The 20,543-nt window shown below is 59.6% G+C and carries 20 protein-coding genes and 4 pseudogenes; 12 read left to right on the forward strand and 12 right to left on the reverse strand.

Annotated elements, in window-relative coordinates; translation table 11 throughout:
• Window positions 1-140: 140 nt before the first annotated feature.
• The 4 genes and pseudogenes from XH93_RS10140 to XH93_RS10155 all read left to right on the forward strand — a co-directional run.
• Window positions 141-392: pseudogene (locus tag XH93_RS10140) on the forward strand (IS3 family transposase); the annotation flags it as partial.
• A 143-nt stretch (window positions 393-535) separates the two neighbouring features.
• Window positions 536-2,086, forward strand: coding sequence for an IS21 family transposase (gene istA / locus XH93_RS10145; RefSeq protein WP_194473139.1), 1,551 nt, complete (start codon window positions 536-538; stop codon window positions 2,084-2,086).
• Window positions 2,083-2,895 (forward strand): IS21-like element helper ATPase IstB, encoded by an 813-nt coding sequence (istB, locus tag XH93_RS10150; RefSeq protein WP_210340453.1) that lies wholly within the window; start codon window positions 2,083-2,085, stop codon window positions 2,893-2,895. The genes istA and istB (XH93_RS10150) overlap by 4 nt, the downstream gene beginning before the upstream one ends.
• Before the next feature lie 112 nt (window positions 2,896-3,007).
• Window positions 3,008-3,599 (forward strand): annotated as a pseudogene (locus tag XH93_RS10155) (integrase core domain-containing protein); the annotation flags it as partial.
• A gap of 252 nt (window positions 3,600-3,851) precedes the next feature.
• Here XH93_RS10155 and XH93_RS10160 read toward each other — a convergent pair.
• The 6 genes and pseudogenes from XH93_RS10160 to XH93_RS10180 all read right to left on the reverse strand — a co-directional run bounded on the left by XH93_RS10160 (window position 3,852) and on the right by XH93_RS10180 (window position 9,608).
• The gene (locus XH93_RS10160) at window positions 3,852-4,766 is read right to left on the reverse strand and encodes a glycosyltransferase family 2 protein (RefSeq protein WP_246799700.1); all 915 of its coding nucleotides are present in this window, start codon (window positions 4,764-4,766) and stop codon (window positions 3,852-3,854) included.
• Between the two features lie 770 nt (window positions 4,767-5,536).
• Window positions 5,537-6,262, reverse strand: a complete 726-nt coding sequence (locus tag XH93_RS10165; protein WP_371814963.1) for an IS3 family transposase — start codon at window positions 6,260-6,262, stop codon at window positions 5,537-5,539.
• A gap of 109 nt (window positions 6,263-6,371) precedes the next feature.
• A pseudogene (locus XH93_RS43020) lies at window positions 6,372-6,639 on the reverse strand (transposase).
• A 990-nt stretch (window positions 6,640-7,629) separates the two neighbouring features.
• Window positions 7,630-8,163 carry a GtrA family protein gene (locus tag XH93_RS10170; protein WP_210340468.1) on the reverse strand — a complete coding sequence of 178 codons (534 nt, stop codon included), beginning with the start codon at window positions 8,161-8,163 and terminating at the stop codon, window positions 7,630-7,632.
• Window positions 8,164-8,348: 185 nt separating this feature from the next.
• The gene (locus XH93_RS10175; protein ID WP_194473376.1) at window positions 8,349-8,915 is read right to left on the reverse strand and encodes a bifunctional 2-polyprenyl-6-hydroxyphenol methylase/3-demethylubiquinol 3-O-methyltransferase UbiG; all 567 of its coding nucleotides are present in this window, start codon (window positions 8,913-8,915) and stop codon (window positions 8,349-8,351) included.
• 459 nt (window positions 8,916-9,374) lie between these two features.
• Entirely contained in the window at window positions 9,375-9,608 is a 234-nt protein-coding gene (locus XH93_RS10180) for a hypothetical protein (protein ID WP_194473377.1), read from the reverse strand.
• Between the two features lie 130 nt (window positions 9,609-9,738).
• Between XH93_RS10180 and XH93_RS10185 the strand changes: the two genes are divergently transcribed.
• Window positions 9,739-10,428: a class I SAM-dependent methyltransferase gene (locus XH93_RS10185; RefSeq protein WP_246799553.1), complete on the forward strand. Its 690-nt coding sequence runs from the start codon at window positions 9,739-9,741 to the stop codon at window positions 10,426-10,428.
• 138 nt (window positions 10,429-10,566) lie between these two features.
• Window positions 10,567-10,995: pseudogene (locus tag XH93_RS43025) on the forward strand (transposase); the annotation flags it as partial.
• An 826-nt stretch (window positions 10,996-11,821) separates the two neighbouring features.
• Here XH93_RS43025 and XH93_RS43030 read toward each other — a convergent pair.
• The 3 genes from XH93_RS43030 to XH93_RS10210 form a co-directional block, all read right to left on the reverse strand.
• Complete coding sequence (locus XH93_RS43030) at window positions 11,822-12,157, reverse strand: amidohydrolase family protein (protein WP_194473378.1); 336 nt, start codon at window positions 12,155-12,157, stop codon at window positions 11,822-11,824.
• A gap of 446 nt (window positions 12,158-12,603) precedes the next feature.
• Window positions 12,604-12,792 carry a hypothetical protein gene (locus XH93_RS10205; protein WP_194473379.1) on the reverse strand — a complete coding sequence of 63 codons (189 nt, stop codon included), beginning with the start codon at window positions 12,790-12,792 and terminating at the stop codon, window positions 12,604-12,606.
• Window positions 12,793-12,995: 203 nt separating this feature from the next.
• Window positions 12,996-13,325, reverse strand: a complete 330-nt coding sequence (locus XH93_RS10210; protein WP_194473380.1) for a helix-turn-helix domain-containing protein — start codon at window positions 13,323-13,325, stop codon at window positions 12,996-12,998.
• Between the two features lie 180 nt (window positions 13,326-13,505).
• Here XH93_RS10210 and XH93_RS10215 point away from each other — a divergent pair.
• A protein-coding gene (locus tag XH93_RS10215) for an IS630 family transposase (protein WP_139480399.1) occupies window positions 13,506-14,457 on the forward strand; the annotation gives its coding sequence in 2 pieces (ribosomal slippage) (window positions 13,506-13,852 and window positions 13,851-14,457; 954 coding nt in all).
• A gap of 277 nt (window positions 14,458-14,734) precedes the next feature.
• On the opposite strand, the gene XH93_RS43035 is transcribed toward XH93_RS10215, so the two are convergent.
• A complete protein-coding gene (locus XH93_RS43035; protein WP_371814964.1) occupies window positions 14,735-15,007 on the reverse strand; it encodes a helix-turn-helix domain-containing protein in 273 nt (90 codons plus the stop codon).
• A 559-nt stretch (window positions 15,008-15,566) separates the two neighbouring features.
• On the opposite strand from XH93_RS43035, the gene XH93_RS10225 reads away from it, so the two are divergent.
• Window positions 15,567-15,761 carry a transcriptional regulator domain-containing protein gene (locus XH93_RS10225; RefSeq protein WP_194473381.1) on the forward strand — a complete coding sequence of 65 codons (195 nt, stop codon included), beginning with the start codon at window positions 15,567-15,569 and terminating at the stop codon, window positions 15,759-15,761.
• A gap of 116 nt (window positions 15,762-15,877) precedes the next feature.
• The gene (locus XH93_RS10230; RefSeq protein ID WP_194473382.1) at window positions 15,878-16,354 is read left to right on the forward strand and encodes a DUF2285 domain-containing protein; all 477 of its coding nucleotides are present in this window, start codon (window positions 15,878-15,880) and stop codon (window positions 16,352-16,354) included.
• 633 nt (window positions 16,355-16,987) lie between these two features.
• On the opposite strand, the gene XH93_RS10235 is transcribed toward XH93_RS10230, so the two are convergent.
• Window positions 16,988-17,212, reverse strand: a complete 225-nt coding sequence (locus XH93_RS10235) for a helix-turn-helix domain-containing protein (protein WP_194473383.1) — start codon at window positions 17,210-17,212, stop codon at window positions 16,988-16,990.
• 795 nt (window positions 17,213-18,007) lie between these two features.
• Between XH93_RS10235 and XH93_RS10240 the strand changes: the two genes are divergently transcribed.
• The 3 genes from XH93_RS10240 (at window position 18,008) to XH93_RS10245 (ending at window position 19,234) form a co-directional block, all read left to right on the forward strand.
• On the forward strand, window positions 18,008-18,286 hold the full coding sequence (locus XH93_RS10240; RefSeq protein ID WP_194473384.1) for a DNA -binding domain-containing protein: 279 nt from the start codon (window positions 18,008-18,010) through the stop codon (window positions 18,284-18,286).
• A 230-nt stretch (window positions 18,287-18,516) separates the two neighbouring features.
• Entirely contained in the window at window positions 18,517-18,663 is a 147-nt protein-coding gene (locus tag XH93_RS43040) for a transcriptional regulator domain-containing protein (RefSeq protein WP_371815112.1), read from the forward strand.
• 67 nt (window positions 18,664-18,730) lie between these two features.
• The gene (locus tag XH93_RS10245) at window positions 18,731-19,234 is read left to right on the forward strand and encodes a DUF2285 domain-containing protein (RefSeq protein WP_246799554.1); all 504 of its coding nucleotides are present in this window, start codon (window positions 18,731-18,733) and stop codon (window positions 19,232-19,234) included.
• A 563-nt stretch (window positions 19,235-19,797) separates the two neighbouring features.
• Here the strand turns inward: XH93_RS10245 and istB (XH93_RS10250) are convergent.
• Complete coding sequence (istB, locus tag XH93_RS10250; protein ID WP_194473297.1) at window positions 19,798-20,538, reverse strand: IS21-like element helper ATPase IstB; 741 nt, start codon at window positions 20,536-20,538, stop codon at window positions 19,798-19,800.
• Window positions 20,539-20,543: the final 5 nt, after the last annotated feature.

The following is a 20,543-nucleotide window of genomic DNA, read 5'->3' on the forward strand; positions in this document are numbered from 1 at the left end:
CGCGTCTCCATCGACGTCGCCATCGACCCGGATGCGGGGCCCGCTACCAAGATCGATCTCGATGATGCCCTGGCTCTTCCGTCGACGCGCCGGTGCCGTCGTCAATGGCACTTCGGCCACATCCCGCGGCCGCACAGACGGTGTCGATCCGCAGGGCCTGTGACGCTCTCGAGTTTGACCGCTCGACCTATCACTACAAGTGCCGTCGCTCCGGCCAGGCTGCCCTCGAACAGAAGATCAAGGAGATCAAGGAGATCAAGGAGATCTGTCATGTCCGCGTTCGCTACGGCTACCGTCGGGTTCACGTCCTGCTCCGCCGCGAGGGCTGGAGTCATGGGCAAAACAAGACGCGCCGCGCCTATCGCGAGTTGGGCCTGCCGCGCGGCAATCAGGATGGAAGCGGAGCGTCAATCAGGATGAGAGAGCGTCGCTGGGCTCGTGACGCAGGGAGGGCGTAGTCCGACCGGAGTTACGAGCCCAGCGACGGCGCGATCCACAGGGGACCGCGCCGTCGGGTGATCGCGGCCGGTTGGTTATGCAAGTGGTTCTTCCGCCAAGAGGAATCACTCGCTTGCCAGGCCGACACATTACCGATCACCAGATGAGGCTCTACATGAAGTACCGTCAGACCGATACCCCGCCAGTGGCCGCTGCCAAGGCGTCGTTCAGCACGTCAACCGCTTATCGAATGGAGAAGGATTCCCGCCTTCCATCGCGGAAGAAAGGTGCCCGCGGCCGGCGCCGACCGGACCCGTTGGCCAGTGTGTTTGAGACCGAGGTCGTGCCGATGTTGAAGGCGGCCCCCGGCGTGCGGGCTGTCGCGATCTTCGAGGAGATGTTACGGCGTCATCCTGAGCTCGGAGCTGGGATCCGCCGCACGCTGGAGCGCCGGATCCGCGCCTGGCGGGCGATCCACGGCGAGGAGCAGGAGGTCATCTTCCGCCAGACCCACGAAGTGGGCCAGGTCGGCCTGTCCGACTTCACCGACATGGGCGAACTGGGGATCACCATCGCTGGCGTGCCGCTCGATCATCGCCTCTATCACTTCCGGTTGGCCTATTGCGGGTTCGAGCACGCCCATGTCGTGCTCGGCGGCGAGAGCTTCGTCGCTTTGGCCGAAGGGCTGCAAAATGCCCTGTGGTCGCTCGGTGGCGCACCGCGGGAGCATCGGACCGACAGCCTGTCGGCCGCCTTCTGTAATCTCGACCGCAATGCGAGGGACGATCTGACCCGGCGATACGAGGACCTCTGCGCCCACTACGGCATGCGGCCTTCCCGCAACAATCGCGGCATCGCCCACGAGAATGGGGCGATCGAGAGCTCGCACGGCCATCTCAAGCGGACGATCGCCGATGCGCTGCTGTTGCGCGGCACTGCCGACTTCGATGATCTCGCCGCCTACCGCGGCTTCATCGACGAGATCGTCAGCCGCCGCAATGCCCGCAACGCCAAGCGGATCGACCACGAGCGCGCCACCCTGCAGGCGTTGCCGGATCGCCGTACCTCGGACTACGAGGAGGTGATTGTCCGCGTGACGTCAAGCGGCGGCTTCACCTTGCGCAAGGTGTTCTACACCGTGCCGTCACGCCTGATCGGCCACCAGCTGCGGGTGCGCCTTTACGACGATCGTCTCGACGTGTTCGTCGGCGGCACCCATCTCGTCACCCTGTCGCGTGGGCGGCCGCATCCCAACGGCAAGCACGACCAGGTCGTCGATTATCGGCACGTGATCCATTCCTTGCGGCGCAAGCCAATGGCGCTGCTCAATCTCGTCTACCGTGATCGGCTGTTCCCGCGCGATGCCTATCGCCGAACCTTCGATCGCTTGCGCGAACGGCTGCCGGACAGGAAAGCCTGCCGGCTCATGGTCGATCTGCTTGCGCTGGCGCACGAGCGCGGCTGCGAGGCCGAACTCGCCGGTCAGCTCGCCGCCGACCTGGACGCCGGCCAACTGCCCGACCTCAACCGGCTGCGCGCCCACTTCGCGCCCGATCCTGCCTGCGTGCCGCAGGTCATGGTGCAGCTCGCCCCGCTCGCCAGCTATGAGTGCCTCATCGGCGCCAGCGAGATCGGAGACGCCGCATGAACACGGCCAACACCGTCGACACCGCGCGCCTCAATCTGTTGCTCAACGAGCTGCGGCTGCCCGCCATCAAGGTGCTGTGGCCACGGTTCGCCGAACAGTCCGACAAGGAAGGTTGGCCGGCGGCCCGCTTCCTCGCCGTCATCGCCGAGCACGAGATCGCCGAACGCGGCCGCCGTCGCATCGAGCGCCATCTCGTCGAGGCGAGGCTGCCGGCCGGAAAGACCTTCGATAGCTTCGACTTCGACGCCGTGCCGATGATCTCCAAAGCGCAGGTGACCGCGCTTGCCGCTGGCGACGGCTGGGTCGGCAAGGGCGCCAATTTGCTGCTGTTTGGGCCGCCTGGCGGTGGCAAGAGCCACTTGGCGGCAGCGATTGGCTTGGCTCTCATCGAGAACGGTTGGCGGATCCTGTTCACCCGCACCACCGATCTCGTGCAGAAGCTCCAGGTGGCGCGGCGCGAGCTTAACCTCGAGGCCGCCATCAATCGCCTCGATCGCTTCGACCTCCTGATCCTCGATGACCTCGCCTACGTCACCAAGGATCAGGCCGAGACCAGCGTGCTGTTCGAACTCATCAGCGCGCGCTACGAACGGCGCTCGATGCTGATCACCGCCAATCAGCCCTTCGGCGAATGGAATAAGGTCTTCCCGGACCCCGCCATGACGCTCGCCGCCATCGATCGCCTCGTTCACCACGCCACCATCATCGAAATGAACGTCGAGAGCTATCGCAGGCGAACCGCGCTCGAGCGAAAACGCGGCCCAGGCCGGCCACCGTCGCACGCGACACCAAAAACCCTCGTTGATTGACGCTCCGCGACAATCAGAGCCAACAAAACTCTTGCGCGCGACAATCATCGCGGCAATCATCACCTCGCCGCGACACCGACTCGCCATCCTGATTGTCGCGCGCTTCCCAGCCAGATTGTCGCGCTATATGGGCCTGCAATTGCGCAACAAAACGCCGAAGCGCCGGGTCAAGGCGCAAGCTGCGCGATGACCGCAGGCCGGCCACACGATCGAACGAGACCTGGGCGATGGACTTCGTTCATGACCAGTTGGCGACGGGACACAAGCTTCGGGTGCTTACGATCATCGATACCTTCTCCCGCTGCTCGCCGGCGCTGGCGCCACGGTTCACCTTCCGCGGCAGCGACGTCGCGGAGATACTGGAAAGGGCCTGCAAGGAAGTGGGCTTCCCGGCAACGATCCGGGTCGATCAAGGCAGCGAGTTCGTATCGCGCGATCTTGATCTGTGGGCCTACCAGCGCGGCGTCACCCTGGACTTCTCACGGCCGGGCAAGCCAACCGGCAACGCGTTCATCGAGGCCTTCAACGGCCGCTTCCGGGCCGAATGCCTCAACGCGCACTGGTTCCTTAGCCTTGCAGACGCCCAGCAAAAAGTGGAGACTTGGCGCAGATACTATAACGAAGAACGGCCCCATGGGGCGATCGGCAATCGACCGCCGATTTTGCTGCAAAACCACGTCGGCGCAACCAGCCCGCCAACGTGACAGAGGCGCAAAACTCTAGTTCTGGGTGGTCCAAACTTCGGTCTCGCTACAAAACCACCGAGACTCTAACTGCCACTGGATGAAAATTCAGTGGCAGGTCAGCGCTAAAGAAATACTCTGACAGATTTGCCGGAACGACAACACTACGGTCGTCGGATATCAAGCGAGCTTTGCGATCCTATGCGGATGAAATCGCACCGCACTCAATGTACTCAAAAAATCATCTGAACCGGAATGAGGTTCACTCACTACTTAGCCGCTACGTTTGATCTTATCAACGATAAAAAGTGGCCTGTTCTTCGTGCTGAGATAGATGCGACCAATGTACTCGCTGATGATACTCAGCGAGGCAAGTTGGAAGAACGACGCGACCAAAAGCGAAATCATCAAGCTGCTCCAGCCGGGGACAACTTCAAGGTAAAGCCAAGAATATAGCGAGTAGACGGAGACCACGACGATTGCCACCAACAGCAAGGCTGCGGCCGCCGATGATAGGCGCAACAAGGTCGATGAAAAGCCGAGGCAAGCATCGATCGCAAAATGAACCATTTTTGACAGTGGATACTTCGTTTCGCCGGAAAACCTCCGATCCCTGTCATACAAGAACGGTGCCTGCTTGAAGCCAACGGAGGCCACCATTCCTCGTATGAACCTGTCCCGCTCGGGCATCTGCGCTATAAGTTGAGCGACCCGGTTCGTCATTAACCTGAAGTCACCGGCGTCGACAGGAATCGAAAGGCTGCTCGCTTGTTTCAGCAGGCGATAGAAGATGCTCGCTGACCTCGTCTTAAACCAGCTTTCGCCAGCGCGAGTCTTCCTCTGGCCATATACGACGTCCGCGTCTTCGCGCTTCATGACCTCTACCATGGGCGAAAGCAATTCTGGAGGATCCTGCAGATCCGCGTCGATAACGAGAACCAACTCGCCTGTTGCCGCCGATAGCCCCGCCGTTAACGCAACTTGATGCCCGAAGTTCCGCGACAGCTTCATGCCAATGATGTTGCGCCCGTGCTCGGTCTCTGCTGAGATTGCCTGCCACGTTCCATCGGCAGAACCATCGTCCACAAGCACAATTTCAAAGTCATTACCGGCCACATCAAAAGCGCTCTGCCGACACCTTCTAATGAGCTCAGCGATGCTACCCTCTTCATTGTAGCAGGGTACCACAATAGAGAGAGACTTTGGTCGGCGTTGCCCTGGTCGTCTCCCAACCGAACTATCGATGACACTTCCACTCAAGGTTAACTCCTTCCAATGGGCCGTCTATAGAAGGAAAGCCGGTGTGATTCGCTTCGCTGTACACCATTCAAAGCTGTTTCAGTAGCGTGTCGCCTTCATCATCTGTCATTCTCGATCCTTGATGCAGTGCTTTTTTCGCTCCGGTAAATGTTGTCCGCAGGGGCGGGAGCGCATCTGAGCTCTTCGTTCGTCGATGCTTCGGCTCGGAGCACTGCATTCGCCAAGACAAAGACATGACTATGCGCGAGGCACTAATCTTCGATCGCTTCCATTTGTACCGTCCGGCGCGGTGCTGGCTAAATGGTGCTTGGCAGTGGTACGACAGCTCATCTCATCGTTCACGCATCACACCGGATACGAAGCGATCCCCGACGAGAGTGAGACCGTCACCGCTATAGTATCGTGGCCAAGCGGAAGGAACCGCTGTGGTTACCACGGACAGAGCGGCCAGAGTCCGGTTCAGCAAGACTGACGACGGTTCTTCCGTTGGCAGAGCGGTTTATCTTTTGGCAGAGCGGTTCTCTTTTGGCATAGGGATCTTCCTGCCATTCTCGTAAATGAGGCCAAAGGATATCAGCCTCACGGAGTTTCTAACTGACCTGCGCCCCGCGATCTCCTCCAAGAATTGGTAGAGTCCATTGTGCTCTTGTAGCGAGACCGAAGTTTGGACCACCCAGAACTAGAGTTTTGCGCCTCTGTCACGTTGGCGGGCTGGTTGCACCGACGTGGTTTTGCAGCAAAATCGGCGGTCGATTGCCGATCGCCCCATGGGGCCGTTCTTCGTTATAGTATCTGCGCCAAGTCTCCACTTTTTGCTGGGCGTCTGCAAGGCTAAGGAACCAGTGCGCGTTGAGGCATTCGGCCCGGAAGCGGCCGTTGAAGGCCTCGATGAACGCGTTGCCGGTTGGCTTGCCCGGCCGTGAGAAGTCCAGGGTGACGCCGCGCTGGTAGGCCCACAGATCAAGATCGCGCGATACGAACTCGCTGCCTTGATCGACCCGGATCGTTGCCGGGAAGCCCACTTCCTTGCAGGCCCTTTCCAGTATCTCCGCGACGTCGCTGCCGCGGAAGGTGAACCGTGGCGCCAGCGCCGGCGAGCAGCGGGAGAAGGTATCGATGATCGTAAGCACCCGAAGCTTGTGTCCCGTCGCCAACTGGTCATGAACGAAGTCCATCGCCCAGGTCTCGTTCGATCGTGTGGCCGGCCTGCGGTCATCGCGCAGCTTGGCCTTGCCCCGGCGCTTGGGCGTTTTGTTGCGTAATTGCAGGCCCAATTCGCGATAGATGCGCCGCGTCTTGCTCTGGCCATGGCGCCAGCCATCGCGGCGGAGCAGGACGTGAACCCGACGATAACCGTAGCGGATACGAACATGGCAGATCTCCTTGATCTTCTGTTCGAGGCAGCCTGGCCGGAGCGACGGCACTTGTAGTGATAGGTCGAGCGGTCAAACTCGAGAGCGTCACAGGCCCCGCGGATCGACACCGGCCCCTCGCCACAGACCTCGTCGACCAGCATGCGCTTCCGGCCAGGCTTCATAGCTTTCGGCGGATCACATCCTGCAGCATCTCCTTGTCGAGCGACAGGTCCGCCACCAGCTTCTTCAGCTTGCCGTTCTCCTCCTCGAGCTGCTTCAGCCGTCGCATCTCCGTCGGCAGCAGCCCGTCGTACTTCTTCTTCCAGTTGAAATAGGTCAGCCTGGCTGATCCCGGCCTTGCGGCAGATCTCCGCCACCGCAACCCCGTCACTGCCCTGCTTCAGGATGAACGCCTTCTGGGCGTCCGAAAACCTCGAGGCCTTCATCGTCCTTCGCTCCTCGCAGCCAGGGAATCGGTAGGAAAAACTCTAGCCAAAAATGGTCCAGTTTGCCGGCCTCAGATCACCATGCTGGACAACATTGCGCTGAAGGGCCGTTTGGAAAGACGTGGTGACGCCCGCGGCCAAGCGGAAAGCTGTCGCGCGTCTGCGATTGCCGCATGACCATCAGATACCAGACGACCGGGCGGATGACTCCGCTCTACGCCGCGCAATCTCCCGGGTCGGCATCCCGGCCGACTTCAATCTGATCACATCGCGCACATGACGCATCGCAAACCTCTCGTCTGCATTGAGGTGCCCCTTCGCAAAGCCAAAAAACGGGACTGTATCGGAGCCAGAAGAGGGCTCGTCACCCCGGGCGACATCATCCCGGAATGGCGGGTGACATCAAATCGGAACGGTGGGCGAGATCATTCCGGAGCGTGGGCGACATCGAGCGGAATCAGCACTCCTGCCGAAGAGTTTGTGCGTTGGCCTTTTTTTTCCTTCGAGTCGCTCACGCGCTGATGACGCGGAGCGAACCCAGAAGCCGCGGGCTGTTTAGCGGCGCCAGAGGTCAGCCTCGCCCGCTCATCGTCGAGCCATCGCAAATTCAAAGCACTACGAACCGTGCCGGGCCCGGAAGACTCGTTGCGTTCGCCACGGGATCACCCGCCATAGCAGCTTCTTGTTATTTTGCGCTCGGCGCTGCTGGCAGCGTGGGATCAAATCGTGCTCGCGCCAATGACGGTACCTCGGACATGATGCAACAGCACGGAGCCCGGCATAACCTCCACATCGGTCTGGGCTCAGCTGATAACTATTTGGCCGAGTCTGGGATGACGCGGTGGGCATGGGAGTGAAGAAGATCGACTCATCAGTTCGGGATCGTTCAAATGAGTACGAGTCGATCCAAGCGCTAGTACGTCAATCTGTCATGCAACATCCGTCGCAGGTGCCAGCGTGCGCCCGAGGCAACTTGATGCCGCGCTGAACTCAGCGTACATCGGACGAATCCTGGCCGTCGTCCTGATTTCGGTTGGAACTGCACGATGGCGGATCGGTCGCCGGATGCATTCTTGCTGCTTGGCGCGGGCGCAGCCGCTCTGCGTCATCGTTGGCATCTTTTGTGCTCTGTTCTTCATTGAAACACAGCGGCTCGTCTTTATCGGGCCTGCCAAATACAAGATAGCGATTGATCACGTAGGAGAGCAGAGCGAGAAAGGGGAGGGCAAGCGATTGCCCGGTGAGCGGCGACATTGCGAGAGTAGTAGTTAATTCGTTCAGCAGCATGATGTTGACGAGCCAGACGACTGCGCAGCCAGCAACAAAGGGCGGGAGTGCGGAAATCCGTCGATTGCGAAACACCAGTTTTCCGGTGGAATGAAAATTGAACACAACGCCGCAAGCAGTCGCGAGTGTTATAGCAAGTTGATGAGATCCGAGCAGAAGGTAAAGAAGCGCAAACAGTGCGTAGCCGAAGGCCGCGTTGGCGACGCCGACCAGCACAAATGTGACGAAGTTGACCAATGTGCGCTCCGCCCTCGTAGCCGGGGGCACCACCAGCCCGAATGTCAATGTGACCTGTTTTGTGCCCGATCGATATGCGCGTTCGAGCCAATGTTTCGAAGATGCCGCTAACGTTCGGCACCAACCATCAATCCTGAACGGGCCATTTGAGACATGGTGGCTCACTGTCTCGATGGCGCGCAGTCCTAACGCGGAGAGCCCGCTGGCTTCCCCGCGCCGTCCCGGTCGACGAAATGCGTCGCTTCAACCGCGAAACCGGCGCACTGGAGCGCAAGTGCGAGACTGTCGACAGTAAAAAACGTCACATGCACGCAGTCGAAGATGTGATCGACGGGACGGTGAGCGCGACCACCAGTGGCGCTTTCGAGAGCGCGGGCGACCTTTGCGATCAGACTGTCGTGGTTGGGCATGAAGACAATGATCTTCCCTCCATTCGACAGTCTATCATGCGCTCGTCTTAAGAGAGCGACGGGATCTTGAACGTGTTCGATCAGGTCCAGCATGGTGACGGCGTCATAGTTCTCGATGGGGAGAGGATCGACGTCGAGGTCTTTCTCCCAAACGGTCGCGCCGGTCCGGACTTTGGCAGCCATGGCCCCATGGGCATCGATCTCGATGCCGGCGACGTCGAACCCGGCGCTTTGCGCCATCTCCGCAAATTGACCGATACCACAACCGAAATCGAGGAGTTTGCCGCGTCGCGGGCCAAGCGTGGCAATCATGTGCTTCAGGACTTCGCGAAGTTCAGCCATGGCAGCGGCATGATTCTCGCCATCGTGGACTGCGTAGTCGGACGCATAGCTTCCGTCGTATAGTATTGCGCGACGCCGTCGGTGAGGTCGTCCGGGATTTGAAGAGCGTCTTATGTCCTGTGCACACGACAACGCGCGCATTGATTGAGCGACCGGGGCGATGGATCCACAGGTCTTTGTGGGCTCTCGAAGCACAGACCGGACACTGCAACCGAGATCTCACTGCACTGGCCTCCGGATGAACTGGGCCGAGATCGACTAGCGGCGCCAGCAGCATGTCCGCACTCGTCGCAAGCGCAAGCGTTATGGCAGGTAGATGAGATCTGAGCAGTAGGAAAAAGAGCGCAAACAGAGCAAAGGGCATAGAAGGCCGTGTTCGCCAGACCGAGCGGCACAAAGTTGACGAGATTGACCATTGCGCGCTCGCCCTCGTAGCCTGTGGACCGACCTGCCCTAGTGTCACTTGCCATGGGCAGCACCCGCGCGGCCCGCAGCCGCCTCCCGGACAAGAAGTACGATTTCAAGATTGCGGCTCCCATCGAATAGCTGGCCGCAGATCACCTGCGGAGATGCCGGCGTCACGAGCAGACAGCATTTCTGCAAGTGAGGAGTCAGCGCATTAGGGTCGTTGGTGAACAAATTGTGATTGATCTTGTATGCCGGGTTCTTGCAGCTGTGTTTGAACTGACTCAACGTTTATCAACGGACACATGCCATGTTTTTGTTATCTAGATCAATTGCTAGCAGTGGTAGTTGACCGTCGCGTAAATTCTTGCATATCGCTATACGAGCGGCGGCGAAGCCCTCGACAGTCACGAGCGGGATGGCGGAAGTTCAAAAAAGCGCACGCGCGACGGTCAGGCAAAGCTTTATCTATACGAATCGCAACCGTTGGGACGCACTGATGAAAGAACTCTTGCGATACCCTGCACTATACCAAGCATACCAGAATGTGGGCGGTTTTTTCGACGCACGGGTCAAGTCCATCGCAGAATATCTGCCTCTCAAGGCCGGTGATCGTGTCATCGATATCGGCTGCGGTCCTGGCTACATAGTTCAGCATCTGCCACGCGGCATCATATACACCGGTTTAGACATCGATCCGTCGTACATTAGTCACGCGCGAAAGAAGTTCAGTGATCAGGGTGCCTTTCAGTGTCGATTGTTCGACGAGGTTGTCGTGAAGGAACTTACTGGCGCGGACTATGTCATGATGAACGGCGTCATGCATCATATCGCCAACGCCACCCTTAGGAAGTTGCTCCAGAACATCCGAACTGTGCTGCGCCCCGGCGGAACGCTCTTTGTTCTAGAGCCGTGCTATCGGCCTGGACAGCGCGCAATCGCCAAGTGGATACTCGACAACGATCGGGGCGACTACATCCGCAACGAAGAGGGATATCGCGAGATACTCTCTGATACTTTTGAGAAAGTGCGGATGATCATCCGCGAAGACTACGCACGTGTTCCCTATACTTTCGTGGTTGGGCTCGCCACGAAGGCCCGCGGATGAGTTACGTTCTTCCGTGTCCCGTATGCCAGCATCCGCTGTGATTTCATCAGATGTGCTGCGGATTCTGTTGAAAAGGGCGGCTGTTGCGATGCAGGGGGATCAGTGATTCAGTCTGTCTGACTGGCAGGACTGAAGTTCATGATGGGGCATCGGCAAGTCGACCAGGCTGCTTTGTTCTATGAGTTCTCGGTCGAGAAACATATTCCCCGCGACCACCTGCTCAGGTCGATCGACGGGTTCGTCGACCTTCAAGAGATTAGGCGGGATCTTGCGCCGTTTTACAGCAGCATCGGCCGGCCTTCGATCGATCCCGAGCCGAGGATCCGGATGCTCCTGATCGGTTACTGCTTCGGCATACGATCGGAGCGGTGCCTTTGCGACGAGGTTCACCTCAATTTGGCCTACCGGTGGTTCTGCCGGCTCGGCTTGGATGGAGCGGTACCGGATCACTCGACATTCTCCAAGAACAGGCATGGCCGCTTCCGGCAGAGCAATCTCTTCCGTCGTGTGTTCGAGATGGGTGCGTTCAATTATACGTACGGCGAGGCCTGCCCAAGCGAGGGGCTCGCCGACTGGATCCGCGTCCACATCAACCTTTTCGCCTTCCTCGGCGGCGCGCCAACATTCGTGGTGTGCGACAATCTCAAGGCCGCTGTCACCAATCCGGACCGCCACGATACCGGTCTCAACCGAACCTATGCCGAGATGGCGAGCCATTACAGCACGGCCATTCTCGCAGCCCGGCCGCGGCGTCCAAAAAATAAGGCAAAGGTCGAAGTTGCGGTGCAAGTCGCCCAGAGATGGAGTCTGGCGCGGCTGCGCAACCAACGCTTCTTTACGTTGGCGGAGCTGAACGCAGCCATCCGGCCGCCTCGAACGAAATCAGCCGCAAGGTGCGTGGGTGGTGCCGTGAGATCAGAGCCCCTGAGATCGCTCAGAACCGATTGACGCGCCGAAATAGCTGAGGTCCGCCTCACGACGTCCGCACGGCTAATCTCCCGTGCTTGAGGAACGCGCCCGCATCTTGGCGGCCTCATTTTGCGCCGAACTTGTGCTGATAAGGAATCGGGCCGGCCCGCGCGGTGCATATATCGCGACGAGGGTGATAACGCTCGATCGCACCGGAGCGAACGATATTGCGCTTAGTTGAAAGACTAGCTTCCAATTTCCAATGCTCGTTCCGCTCTGCCGTCTCAAGCCGGAGTCGTCCAAGGCTAACCAGTCAGCCAACTTAGACCGCAACTTTCTACGCCGTGGGCGTGCGGATAGTTGTCTTGAGCCGATGTCGTCCATGCTGAGTGGTCCGAGGCGCGCTAGTCTGAAGATCGGATCGGGGCGCGCGGAATGTTCCAGGTCCTAGTTGCGCAAACCGTAGAGGGCGGCAGGGGCATCGCTAAGGACCAGTCCCCTCGCGTCCTCGTCTGGGATGATCTCCTCGAGCTACGCCAACGTCTGTGCGTAGCATAGGATGGCGCATAGGCATGGGCGGCCACTCCGACCCCCAGAGCAGCTGTCTCGGCCCGAGCTCCTTCAGCAGACTTCCCGCCGCTGCCTTGGCCCAGTCATCTGCGACGCGTCCGATCCCCGACAGCTTCACCCATACTTCTGCGCCCTCAGCGAGCGCCAGAAGCCGCTCCAAGCGCGGATCCCAGGCGGGATCGCGAGCGCTATCCGCAAGTCCGAAGTCTCGGAAGACTAGGCGGCGGCCGTCGGCCAGGAGCTGCTCCATAAGGCGCTCTCCTCCTTCGGCCCCACCGGACACCTCCAAGTGGAAGCCCAACTGAATGGCAGTCTCGAGCGACTCGGCCAGCGGATCAAGGTCGTCGAGGGTTAGCACCACCCGCGGCGCCTGTTCGGCTCCACTCCGCCAGGACCTCGGGCGCCGGCGGCTGCACAAGGGGCGGAATAAGCCTCACCGGCATTCGGGTCCGGTTCGCCTGGGCGAAGAGCTCGGTCGGATCGCGTGCAGGAAAGAGGGTTCGACCAGGACCAGCCGGTGATCGCGCAGTCGCGTGCCGCACCTTCCAGCCGTTCCAGGGAGCCGTCGATGACAGGCGCCGCCCGCCGAGCCTCTTGGCGGAAAGCGTGGATCTCGCAGTCGATCTTCATGGCACATCCTTGCCGCAGAACGAGACCGGCGGGAGAAACCCGCCGGGCCGCAGTTCATTCGTAACCTCAGGTCGTCGCCATCTGCCTGGCGCCCTTGGACACTCTATAAAGCTTCTCCTCATGCGTGGGGCGGGCGACGTCGCGCTGCGCGTCCAGATCGTGGCGCTCGGCCGCCAAGACGTTGCCGACACGGCCAAGCCCCGCGATGGACATGCTCGCATGCCATTGCAGTACGGGCTCGCTGGAGGTGCTCATTTTGGTGTTTGCTCGGTATCTTCATCGTCTGGCTTGTCTCCCTTAGCGCGAACCAGGAGTAGGAACAATGGAGGAAGCCGATCAAATCGTCCGTACGCTTCGGACGAGCGTGACGCGCAAGCTCAGTACGTCGTATACGGACGACTTCCGTCAGCCTTGGAACTCGCTGAGCCGGGGTGCCATAAAATCTAACGTAAACAGTGCTATGTTTCGCTGCGACGTGGACGCACCGGCCGGCGGCCCTTCGGCAATATCCTGGGAGCCGCAGCTTCCTTGGGTGGCTGAACAAAGAAATCCGACAAATGAACACCTAGCGTTCCGGCGATACGGTCGAGAAGATCGATTGTTGGGTTCTCCAATTGCCGCTCAAGACCGCTCACATAGGAGCGGTCGATCCCGGCATCATAAGCCAATCGCTCTTGCGGAATGCCGCGATCCACGCGGATCCGGCGCACATTCCAGGCCACTGCAGGCCGCGTGGTATCAATCGTGTGCCAAGCGCTGGAGACGAGCAGGTTCGTGTCGTCGGGCATCAGGCTTCGGGCGGCGCAGGCGTTGGCGAAGTCGTTCTTGGTGAATGACCACGATGACCATCACCGTCATCATCATTCCAGCAGCACTAGAGCATTTTCCGATCTGGCGGAATCGAAAGGGATTCCCTTCCGGGGCAAATCGTGATTCACCCTGAGGGCTGGTGATGGAGGCCAGCCCCCATGGCTAAACCCCTCTCGCCGGATCTTCGCCTTCGCATTGTTCGGGCCGTGGAAGATGAAGGCATGAGCTGTCGGGGCGCCGCCGGCCGGTTCGGCGTGGCGCCGTCGACAGCGATCGAACTGGTCAGCGAGTGGCGAAGCACCGGCGCCTGTGAGGCGGGAGCGCAGGGTGGCGACCGGCGTTCGGCTCGGATCGAGGGGCATGCTGCAGAGATCCTCTCCCTGGTCGAGGCTACGCCTGACATGACGCTGGCCGAGATCGCCGATCATCTCTTCAAAGTCCACGGCGAGCGTTTCGCGCCGAGCGTGGTCTGGCGGTTCTTCGATCGCCGCAACATCACGTTCAAAAAAAACATCGCACGCCAGCGAGCAGGATCGGCCGGACGTCGCCGCTGAACGCGCGGCGTGGAAGGCATCCCAGCCTGAGATCGACATCCACCGGTTGGTGTTCATCGACGAGACCGGAGCCTCGACCAAGATGGCGCGGCTCTATGGCCGTTCGCCGTACGGCCAGCGCTGTGTTGCAGCGCTCCCGCATGGTCATTGGAAGACGACGACCTTCGTCGGCGCGCTCAGGGCGACTGGCATGACGGCGCCGATGGTCCTCGATGGCCCCATGGATGGTTCGGCGTTCGAGGCTTACGTGACGCAAGTCCTCGTGCCGACACTCAGGCCCGGCGACATCGTGGTGATGGACAATCTCGCAGCACACAAGCGGGCCGAGGTCGGCATCGCAATCGATGCAGCGGGCGCTCGGCTCCTCTATCTGCCGCCTTATTCGCCCGACCTCAATCCGATCGAAATGGCCTTCGCCAAGCTCAAAGCCGCCCTTCGAAAGGCGGCCGCCAGATCTATCGAGGCTTTGGTCAACGCTATCGCCCTCGCCTTGGCCGCCTTCACCGCCCAAGAGTGTCTGAACTTCTTCGCCGCTGCCGGCTATGATCGCGTCTGATCAGAATCTGCTCTAGCATCGCGACCGTCTGCGTCGCCGGCCTTGTCGTGGCCCAGAGACTGCTGATGACTTTGTATCATTCTGAATGGGGTTGGGATCACCCCAGAACCGCTTATGCACGCGACCGGCGGGAATCACTCAGACCAGCTTTTCAAGAGCCGCGGAAGAAACCAAAAAATGGATGGAGGTAGTGTGCATTAGCGCCCCCTCCTTGCGGGCCGTTTCAGGAACTCATCAGGCTCGACGTCGAGCTTGTCGGCAAGGCGGCCTATGACTTTTATGCTGACGTAGTACGCGCCTTTTCAAGCTGGCTCAAATAGCCCCGGCTTATTTTGGCTTCCAACGCAAGCTCGTCTTGAGACCATCCCCTCGCATTGCGCAAACGGCGCAAATTGGTGGCGAATGTCTCCCGCAAGTCCATGCGGAAATGGAAGCCGCTTGCTCGATATGCTGCACCTCGATATACTTGACAAAGTGTCGTCTCGTGCGCGTTGTGAACGTAAACCGCACGCGGTCGCCGCTTGGCAGGCAAAAAGCCAAGCTGACGCATGCAGGACGCCAAGTCGTTGCTGATCGAGCTCTAAGCGATATAGGTTGTAACAAAATCTTCTCTGGCGAAAGTCGGGGTAAACGAAATTGAAGTGAGCCGCTTCGCTCGGAAACGCTCGCCGCCAGCCCTCAATTGACCTTCGTAGGAAATTGTTCCCGCAAGGCGCGACACTCGGGCCGCGAAGAAGACGCCTGGATGCGGCTCTCATGGCCTTTTCAGTTTGGTAGGAGTTTCAGGCCGTGCCGCGCGGTCCCAAGATATGCGGCTCCTCGATGCCGAGGCCGACAACGCTGATTGGCGCGAAGTCGCGCGTTCTGCTTTGTATCTATCACGCCTTGAGCCGGATCGCGCCCGCTTGTGCTTTCGAAAGTCATCTGGCTCGCGCCAGGTGGGCGACGCGTCACGTGATCTCCTGCGCCGGGGGTAGCCGACGAGTGAGCCATGAATGCGTTTGGAGCAGACGAGGCTTCTTGTTGCATCCAATCGTACATCAGCGCAACCAGAACTAGTCGCACTTGTCGGGCTGCAATTCCCTTTGCGTGAACGTGCGGGGAATAAGATGGCAGGTGCCGACTGGAGATCTGAGCAAGCCTATCCCGATGCCAGGAAAGCGGAAGCGATGGATCTGGCCTGGGAGCGGCTTCGCCGCGACCGCGGCTACCAACCAGATTATAAAATGCTGCTTAGCAGCAACCGATCGAGCATGACGGCGGACCACTTCCGCCGGAAGTGGGGGCTGTCGTTTCGCGGCTGATCCGCACAAGACGTTCGACGAACAAACCATACTCTGGGCGCCCGGGGCACTGTCGACCGTGCTAGCTGTCGGCCGGCTGTCTCTTTGGCGGCGTCCAAACGGTGCGAGCTTTGGATATGGCCAAACTCGCGGGCGGCGAGCTTCGCCACGCGCCGGATGGATGGCATGCCATCGTGCCGCTCGGCGGCGCGAAGCATCGGCTTTGGCTCGGAGAGCCTCCACCGAGCGGCTCGATGGTCGCCGTCGTGCTGCCGTTCGACGGCAATTTCGATATGCGCTTGCGGGCAGCACATCGATTTTGGCGGGCGCTCGAACAGCGTCCGCTCAGACCACCGCCTCTTGCTCTCCCGATGGCGACCCGGCACCGGCTCATCGTCGCTCTGCGTGCAGTCGATGGATGGCTGGCAGGCAACAGCTATCGCGACATCGCACAAGGTCTGTTTGGCAGCCTTCGCATTCCCGATCGAGGTTGCAAAACGCACGATCTGCGCAGCCGGACCATTCGCCTGGTCAAAATGGGGCTGCGTCTTACTCGCGGCGGCTATCGCGCATTGCTCCGTCACAAGCGAAAAGACAGGCGCGATGCTTCCTGAGCTCCTGACCGATCGGCTCGCCTCCCATCCGGCCTCATCGCTCGACCAACCGGTGCGCTGGATGTGGAGGCGGCGCTGGAGATGGCGCGGGCTACTTGAGGCGAGTGCCGCCACACGCTCGGCACGGCCGGTTGAGTCGCGCGCGCTTGGCATGGAGTTAATGCTGATCCCGCCGGCAATGGTACCCGGCGTTCGCGCGTTACTCCGCCCGTCCGAAGATGAAGATCGGCCGGACCGCGAATGGCGGACACGTTCACTCACCCCACTCTTCGCGGAACTATCGATTCCACGTGGGTTTCTTTCATATGCGAAAGCCCTACAGCGAACCGGGAGGGCTTCAGTTTGCGAGCGTCAGGCATCGCGAACATTTCGCCGTGACCGAGCGGCTCGAGACATAAGCGAACTTGCGAGGAAGAAAGCGTGCCGCATGGTTTTCTCTATACGACGCAGGTTTCCGAGATATCTGACCCTAGACCGCTAGCCGCCTTGATCTTTGCTCCTTTCGCAACGGCTTCAAACCACCGATGCCTATGAAGTGACGGCGGAGCGGTTGCTCGTGTTGCGCCGCCCTGGCTCATCTTGCCGCCGCCGTCACGGAGGTCGTCACGACCATTCCAATTGGGATGTGTCTACCTAGTGGCTTCTCTTTGCTGTCCGTTTCAGGAACTCGGCAGGCTCGACGTCGAGCTTGTCGGCAAGGCGACCTATGATTTTGATGCTGACGTAGTACGCGCCCTTTTCAAGCTTACTCAAATAGCCCCGGCTTATCTTGGCCTCGAAGGCAAGTTCGTCTTGGGACCATCCCCTCGCATTGCGCAGACGGCGCAAATTAGTGGCGAATGTCTCCCGCAAATCCATGCGGGAAGGGAAGCCGCTTGCTCGATATACTGCACCTCGATATACTTCACAAAACGTCGTCCCATGCACGTTGTGAACCGAAACTGCGTCTATCTGCTGCGCATGCGTAAGATCATCCGGACCCTACCCCTCAATCCTCGCTGATCTTGCTCCGGATGGTTCAGTGCTCACTGCCCATGGCGCGCAGCATCTGGTGACCCGCTGGCGACTTCTTGATGCGGAAGCCGCCGATGCCGACCGGGCAGAGGGTCGCTCGGACCGTGGTGCATGTCGAACCAGCGCGCGGTCGCGAAGCGTTCATTGGCCATTTGGCGGGCGCAAAGTGGATGGCCAACCGGGATTGCCGCGGCTTTCTTCGCGGCGGCGCGAACGAATAGAGAAATTGATCACGTGGAGTTCGAAATTGAGAACCAAGTTCCCACCAGGCGGCTGGACCGAGCAGCCAAATCATCGGCCAGCGACCACGCAATGAGTTTGCCCGTCGAACCGCACGCGTCCGCCTTCTGGCAGGCGACAAGCGAGTGGGCGCTTTGCAGAGCAGCAAATCTGCCAATCGCGCTCCGAGCGAGATGGACCATGGTCAAATCCACGCAGACCAGATCGGAGCGAGCGAAATGGAGATAAACGATGGAATCAGTGACGCGAGGACATCTGCCGGCGGCCTTGAATCGAGATTTCTGCGGGAAATATTCGCGCCAATCCCGACAATTGGGCGGTACCAAGATGCCATGAATCTGGCTAGCATCGCCTAGGTTTCTGTAGAGGTTTTTCGGTTTGATAGGAGAGTTCCAGGCAATGCCGACCGATCCGAAGATCGCGGACTTGGCGCCCAGCGCGCCTGAGCTTACGCCATACGACGAGCAGCACGCCGTTACCTATATGCGCCTTCTCGATGCCGAAGCCGATAATGCCGATTGGCGCGAAGTCGCGCGCATTGTGCTTGGTGTTGATCCTACGTATGAGCCGGATCGCGCGCGCCGCGCTTTCGAAAGTCATCTGGTTCGTGCCAAGTGGGCAGCGCGTCACGGCTATCGTGAACTGCTGCGCCGGGGATGGCCGAAAAATGAAAGGTGAAGGCGCTCGAAACGGGTTGGACTAATCTCCAATCGCAAAAGTAGAACGTTCCATCGTGCAACTGCATCGACATTGAATAACCGCAAGAGCACAACCGAAAACCGTCACAATTGTCGGGCTGCAGTATCCTCGCGTGCATGAAGAACATGTGGGGAAATAGTACGATGTCAGGTGCCGACTGGAGATCAGAGAGCGCATACAATGAGGTCCAGAAGGCAGAAACTGCCGACATGGCCTGGGAGTGGCTACGCCGCGATCGCGAGTATCACAAAGACTTTAAGAGCCTGCTCAGCAGCGAACACTCCAGCGTGACGGACCACTTCCGAAGGAAGTGGGGGCTGACGTTTTGCAGCCGATCCCCAAAAAACATTCGATAAGCAAGCCGTTTTCTGGGCGCCTGAGGCGCTGGCAACTGTGTTAGCCGTCCGCACCGACATTTGCTCGATGGCGTCCAATCGGTATGAGCTTGATTTCGCTAAACTAGCAGGTAGCGAGCTTCGTTACGCACCAGATGGATGGCACGCCATCGTGCCGCTTGGAGGAGCGAAGCATCGGCTTTGGCTAAGAGAAGTTCGACTGAGCGACTCACTGATTGTCGCTGATTTGCCGCTCGACCGCGAATTCGACATTCGCTTGCGGGCAGCACATCGATTTTGGCTGGCGCTTGAACAGCGTCCAATTGGACCGCCCCCTCTTGCTCAATCGATTGCGAGCCGGCGTCAGCACGTTCTCGCTTTGCGTGCAGTGGACGGGTGGCTGGAGGGGAACAGCTATCGCGACATCGCGCAAGGCCTCCTGGACAAGGCTCGCATTCCCGATCGAGGCTGGAAAACACACGATCTCCGCAGCTGGATCATTCGCCTTGTCCAGATGGGACTGCGCCTCATGCGAGGCGGCTACCGTGACTTGCTCCGTCGCAAGGGTAAAGCCAAGGACGGCACCTTCTGAGCTCTTGGCTGATCGGTTAGGTGCACGCGACCATCGACAAGGACACTTGGCAAGTCAATTGGGTCATCAAGACGCCCGGTATCATCTTGGCGTCACTTCGGCTCGGTCTTTGCGGCTGCGGAAAGTGGCATAGCAAAGTCGAATGTAAGGTGCAGAACGGTCGGCGCCATTCGTCTCGCCGCTTGAACGGACAGTAGGCGCTCAAATTGAGCTATTGCCTCTAGTCCAAATCCGATCCATCGGTCGAATGTCTGATGTCGCCGGACAGGTTGTTAGGCGGCTTCCAGAACGGCAGTGCGGATTCCAATGATCGCGCGCAGCTATTCCAATCTGATGCCGCGCAGCGTTCCAATCTGATCGCGCGCTTGTGAGGGCCCCCGATCGTTAAGGCAATTGGCACTATCGTTAGCCCGTGGTCAAGCGGCTGCCGAAGAGATCACGCCTGATGTTTGATGGTGTCGCTCGACGGAGCGAAGCTGACCGGACGCGCACCCCCAACAGTGCCGTAGCGGCCGGTCAGATTCGCGGGCTGCAGTCTCGGTCTTCATCGGCTGATCCCGTAATCAAGGCCGAGGAAGAACGGGCGAGCGACGCATGGAGTCACCATTCAGTTCGAGCCTGTGAGCGTTGTGAAGCAGGCGATCAAGTATGGCATCAGCGTAAGTTGGGTCGTTTATGAGCTCATGCCATTTGGCAATTGGGAGCTGGCTGGTGACGAGTGTTGATCGACGGCCGTAGCGGTCTTCAAGGATTTCGAGCAGATAATGACGGGCATTGGCGTCGATGGCCTGGAGGCCCCAATCGTCCAAAATCAGGAGCTCGACGGCGGCGATGCTCTTCATCCGCGAAGTGAGTCGCCCGTCGCCCCGGGCAAGGTCCAGTTCTTCGAACAACCGCGGCAGCCGGGTGTAAAGGACAGAGTGGTTGTCCCGGCAGGCCTTGTGACCAAGCGCACAACCAAGCCAGCTTTTCCCGACGCCGGTTGGCCCGACGATGGCGCAATTCTCATGGTTTTTGATCCAGTCTCCCTTGAGCAGCATGTCGAACAAGCGGCGGTCGAGCCCACGGGAGGCGCGGTAGTCGATATCCTCGGGCACGGCATGATGACGCAGCTTTGCTTTACGAAGACGAAGCGCCAGGCGCCGGTTGTTACGCCAGGTCGCTTCATGGTCCAGCAGCAACGCCAGCCATTCGGCGTGAGCGAGATCATGGACCTCCTCGTTGTCTGCGAGGCTCGTGAAGGCATCGGCCATGCCGGTAAGGCCGAGCTGGGTAAGCAAGCGGAGTGTGGGGTGTGTCAGCATTTTCT

The sequence above is a fragment of the Bradyrhizobium sp. CCBAU 51753 genome (assembly GCF_015291565.1).
GTDB classification, from domain to species: Bacteria; Pseudomonadota; Alphaproteobacteria; order Rhizobiales; family Xanthobacteraceae; genus Bradyrhizobium; species Bradyrhizobium ivorense.